Annotated in this window: 4 protein-coding genes and 1 pseudogene; 3 read left to right on the top strand and 2 right to left on the bottom strand. The window is 27.7% G+C overall.

What is annotated here, in order from left to right; all coding sequences use genetic code 11:
* Window positions 1-111 precede the first annotated feature (111 nt).
* The 3 genes from CD126_RS11200 (at window position 112) to CD126_RS11190 (ending at window position 3,119) form a co-directional block, all read left to right on the top strand.
* The gene (locus CD126_RS11200; protein ID WP_103370509.1) at window positions 112-906 is read left to right on the top strand and encodes a ParA family protein; all 795 of its coding nucleotides are present in this window, start codon (window positions 112-114) and stop codon (window positions 904-906) included.
* 5 nt (window positions 907-911) lie between these two features.
* Entirely contained in the window at window positions 912-1,112 is a 201-nt protein-coding gene (locus tag CD126_RS11195) for a hypothetical protein (protein WP_002448025.1), read from the top strand.
* Between the two features lie 444 nt (window positions 1,113-1,556).
* On the top strand, window positions 1,557-3,119 hold the full coding sequence (locus CD126_RS11190) for a Vga family ABC-F type ribosomal protection protein (RefSeq protein WP_103370508.1): 1,563 nt from the start codon (window positions 1,557-1,559) through the stop codon (window positions 3,117-3,119).
* Window positions 3,120-3,435: 316 nt separating this feature from the next.
* On the opposite strand, the gene CD126_RS11185 is transcribed toward CD126_RS11190, so the two are convergent.
* Together CD126_RS11185 and CD126_RS12355 are read right to left on the bottom strand one after the other, a co-directional pair.
* Window positions 3,436-4,611, bottom strand: coding sequence for an SAP domain-containing protein (locus CD126_RS11185; protein ID WP_103370507.1), 1,176 nt, complete (start codon window positions 4,609-4,611; stop codon window positions 3,436-3,438).
* A gap of 351 nt (window positions 4,612-4,962) precedes the next feature.
* Window positions 4,963-5,153 (bottom strand): annotated as a pseudogene (locus CD126_RS12355) (hypothetical protein); the annotation flags it as partial.

Here is a 5,153-nt window from a genome sequence, read left to right as displayed (position 1 = left end):
TGTATAAGTTGAAAGAAACAAAGTTTTGCAGTAACATGTTACATGTAACAAACAACACAAAGAATATATAAGAATGAATTAAGAACAATGAGATTATGTAGGAGGGTTATTTTGAATATAATAACAGTTGGAAATTTTAAAGGTGGCGTAGGTAAAACTACAGTATCTACATTACTTTCTTATATTGCATCTGAAAACTATAACAAAAAGGTTCTTTTAATAGATTTTGATCCTCAAGGTAACGCTACTCAAATTATGAAAAGAACTTATCCAGAATTTAAAGAGGAATCACTTTCATTCATAAATATGCTAAAAAGTGGAAATATAGATGAAAGTATCATTAGATTAACTTCTAATTTATCATTATTGCCCGCTGATTCGTCTTTGGCTAATTTATCCGATATTATTTCAAAAACAGACATTTTGAAAAAAAGATATATTTTAAAAAATGTGGTAGAAAAAATTAAAAAAATTTATGATTTCGATTATGTATTTATAGATGTGCCACCTACTATAAATTCAGATTTTACTAATAATGCTGTTTACGCAAGTAATTATATTTTAATGGTATTTCAAACACAACAATCAGCTTATGAGAGCAGTCTTTCTTTTGTTAATTTTCTAAGAGATAGAAAAAAAGAGTCAGATTTACCATTTGAATTAGTTGGTGCAGTTCCAGTATTAATTAAAAAAAATGGACGAGTAGATAAACAAATATTAGAGATGTCTAAATCTGCGTTTTCTGAAGCATTATTTGAACACCAAATATATCAAAGAGAAAGAATAAAAAAGTTCGCTGCTGATGGGATAAAAGATAAAGATATGCATGATAAAAAAGTCATACATATGTTCAACAAAGTATATGAAGAATTAGTTAGTAGAATTAAATTAATTGAGGAGGAATGAAATGTATGGCTGGATTTTTAGATAATATAGATACTTCGGAAGTGAAATACACAGAGAATTATAGACCTATATCTAAAAGTACAACAATGAGAGTAGATACTGATATTAAGAAAAGGCTAAACCAAATGGCGTTAGATAAAGATACGTCTATAAAATCAATAATTGATAAAGTTTTAGAAGAATTTTTAGAAAATAATAAGTATTAAAAAGTTAATTTATAGTAATTTTTCAAATAAAGAAAATGCTAAAATGCGTCACTATACTAGTGACGCATTTTTTGTAACTTCTGATAATCATTGATTATGTAAATGGTTGGTATAAGATAAATAAATTGAAAAAATAATTTGAGTTGAACATTGACATTTATTGGCTATTTGTTTAAGTTGAATTTAATACGATAAGGGAAAGGGTGAACCAACTACATGATTAACTAATCCTATTTTCAAAAGTAAACAATTGAAAGTGTTTTATTTACAAACAGCGTTTGATTTGTGTTGTTTTCAATTGTACTTTTCAGGATAGGATGAAAATTCTGTAGTTGGCTCTAAAAATATTTTGTTAGAGTTCATCTATATAGATTTATGCCTCCTATTCTGAATAGATTAGGAGGCTTTTATTGTCTTCAATTACTTATAAGAGGATGAGAAAATATGAAAATAATGTTAGAGGGACTTCATATAAAACATTATGTTCAAGATCGTTTATTGTTGAACATAAATCGCCTAAAGATTTATCAGAATGATCGTATTGGTTTAGTTGGTAAAAATGGAAAAACAACGTTACTTCACATATTATATAAAAAAATTGTGCCTGAAGAAGGTATTGTAAAACAATTTTCACACTGTGAACTTATTCCTCAATTGAAGCTCATAGAATCAACTAAAAGTGGTGGTAAAGTAACACTAAACTATATTCGGCAAGCGCTTGATAAAAATCCAGAACTGCTATTAGTAGATGAACCAACAACTAACTTAGATAATAACTATATAGAAAAATTAGAACAGGATTTAAAAAATTGGCATGGAGCTTTTATTATAGTTTCACATGATCGCGCTTTTTTAGATAACTTGTGTACTACTATATGGGAAATTGAAGAGGGGAGAATAACTGAATATAAGGGGAATTATAGTAACTATGTTGAACAAAAAGAATTAGAAAGACATCGAGAAGAATTAGAATATGAAAAATATGAAAAAGAAAAGAAACGATTGGAAAAAGCTATAAATATAAAAGAACAGAAAGCTCAACGAGCAACTAAAAAACCGAAAAACTTAAGTTTATCTGAAGGCAAAATAAAAGGAGCAAAGCCATACTTTGCAGGTAAGCAGAAGAAGTTACGAAAAACTGTAAAATCCCTAGAAACCAGACTAGAAAAGCTTGAAAGCGTCGAAAAGAGAAACGAACTTCCTCCACTTAAAATGGATTTAGTGAATTTAGAAAGTGTAAAAAATAGAACTATAATACGTGGTGAAGATGTCTCGGGCACAATTGAAGGACGGGTATTGTGGAAAGCAAAAAGTTTTAGTATTCGCGGAGGAGACAAGATGGCAATTATCGGATCTAATGGTAAAGGAAAGACAACGTTTATTAAAAAAATTGTTCATGAGAATCATGGTATTTCATTATCGCCATCTGTCAAAATCGGTTATTTTAGCCAAAAAATAGATACATTAGAATTAGATAAGAGTATTTTAGAAAATGTTCAATCTTCTTCACAACAAAATGAAACTCTTATTCGAACTATTCTAGCTAGAATGCATTTTTTTAGAGATGATGTTTATAAACCAATAAATGTCTTAAGTGGTGGAGAGCGAGTTAAAGTAGCACTAACTAAAGTATTCTTAAGTGAAGTTAACACGTTAATACTAGATGAACCAACAAACTTCCTTGATATGGAAGCTATAGAGGCGTTTGAATCTTTGTTAAAGGAATATAATGGCAGTATAATCTTTGTATCTCACGATCGTAAATTTATCGAAAAAGTAGCTACTCGAATAATGACAATTGATAATAAAGAAATAAAAATATTTGATGGCACATATGAACAATTTAAACAAGCTGAAAAGCCAACAAGGAATATTAAAGAAGATAAAAAACTTTTACTTGAGACAAAAATTACAGAAGTACTCAGTCGATTGAGTATTGAACCTTCGGAAGAATTAGAACAAGAGTTTCAAAACTTAATAAACGAAAAAAGAAATTTAGATAAATAAATTACTTTAAATTTAAGCAATAAAGATTATTATTGTTGTCTTTTTATTGAATCATTGATGGGTAATATTTATTAAGTTAGCGTATTGCATAACATATACAATTCAACTACCTATAAGGATTAATTATGTCAACTCAACACAAAAGGACAAACGCCGTCATTTCAGCGTTTGTCCCTTCGTTTTTGGATTATCGATTATTCATATTTTATACATACCCTTAACCACACGTTTTCATGCATTTTCATTAAATGAAATTTTGTATCTTTATTCAGTTCGCAAGCGTCTAAAAAATAGATATTAATTAATCGTTTGTATTTTAATATTCTTGATTATTTTCATTCAAAAACGTGTTTAGTCTTTTTTCTTTTAAAAATAGAATAACTTCCCCATCATTTTTATCAATATATATATTAATATCTTCTTTTACTTTTTTTAACTCTTGAATATCTATTGGAATAAAGTCATCACCATAATTATCATCATAGTCTTCATAATCACATTCATCATCTTTATATTCATTTAAATCATTTTCATCAGTTGGTTTATGAGGATATTTATTTTTTAACCATTCATATAATTCCGTTATAGCTTCATTTTCGTTTTCTTCAAAAGTAAATGCCATTACACAGTTTATAAAGTAGTAAATTAATTCGGTATTCAAGTCATCTTCATAATCATTAATATCTTCTTTAAAAAGACTTACTAATTTATCAACAGAGTATTTAAAATCAGCTATCAATATTTCATAAGTGTTTACAAAAATACTGTTTATATTGTTTTCCACTGTTTCTTTTATTGAATTATATTTTAATACACCATCTGTATCATAGTAGATGTAATCATGTTTATCTCGACTATGTAAATATAAATCGTTAGTCATCCTTTTTAAATCGTCATAATATATTAAATTTAAATATTTTCTACTATTATTTAAATCTTTCTTTTTATTTAGATAATAATCACATAAAGCTCTGTATATCCATATTGGATTACTATTACTATCCATTTTACTTAATTTGTAATCATAGATTGCTAAAACTTTATCTTCACAGTTATTATCTATGTGATTCTCAGCTATATGAAAAGCTTGTTTATAACTTATATGATCCCAACTATCCCAAAAGTGCATTAAAAATTTTGTATCTTCAATTAGCGATAATCCTTCATCAGTTGCTTCATAATAAGAGGGAAGTTCAATATTTTGTATAGAGTCAAAGTTTTCTTTAATACGTTGAATAAGATTTGGTTTATTTCCAGACATGCGTAGTTTATTTTTTTTTAATATCTCTTTTAATTGAGGAACTGTAAAATAATTTAAGCTGGTTTCTATTTCTTGCTTTATAGCTAATTTGTCATTTTCTATTAATCTTTGAATAGATTCTAATAAAAAATGATCACTATAGGCTCTACTTCCACCTGGAAATATTTCTTTTCCTACTTGTCTGTTTATATTTGTATGTAAAGTAATAAAATCATCAGTAATTAAATACATAGTTTAAACCTCTTTTTAATTATAATTGCTATTTACTATTTGAATTTTTAGTATAGTAAGTTGTTTTGATCTCAACTCTATCATTTTTATTAGATATACATATATAATAGGTGTTGCGCTTCCTATATATGAAAGGAGGTGTGCATATGGCGTTAGCGATACTTTCACTTGTTGGAGCATTTATCTCATCTGTTATCGCTGGTGTAGTTGCGAACTACATTACAGATAACCTAAAAAGATAAATAAAAAACCCCACCTTGCTTTGGTCGGCAGTGGGGTTTTTGCATATGGCGAACCATACTTCACTTGTTACTTTTAGTATATCTTTCATGTTATCTTTTGTAAACTTTTCTATTCTTCCCAATCCACTTCAAGTTGTTTTAAAAAAGCTTCTCGTTCTTTCTCTAGTTGTGGATCATACTCATTGTGTGTTGGTTTTTCATATGTGCGTTCTGGTTCTGTTGCAAAGCTGAATTTATAGTATAATTTTAACAAAAAGGAGTCTTCTGTATGAACTATTTCAGATATAAACAATTTAACAA

The sequence above is a fragment of the Staphylococcus pettenkoferi genome (genome assembly GCF_002902685.1).
GTDB lineage: Bacteria > Bacillota > Bacilli > Staphylococcales > Staphylococcaceae > Staphylococcus > Staphylococcus pettenkoferi.
Note: the sequence above shows the minus strand (reverse complement) of the source record. Positions and strands in the feature narration are given on the sequence as shown.

Excerpts from the sequence above, each read along its gene's own strand:
- CD126_RS11195 (WP_002448025.1), top strand. The coding sequence starts at position 912 with ATGGCTGGATTTTTAGATAATATAGATACTTCGGAAGTGAAATACACA.
- CD126_RS11190 (WP_103370508.1), top strand. The coding sequence starts at position 1,557 with ATGAAAATAATGTTAGAGGGACTTCATATAAAACATTATGTTCAAGAT.
- CD126_RS11185 (WP_103370507.1), bottom strand. The coding sequence starts at position 4,611 with ATGTATTTAATTACTGATGATTTTATTACTTTACATACAAATATAAAC.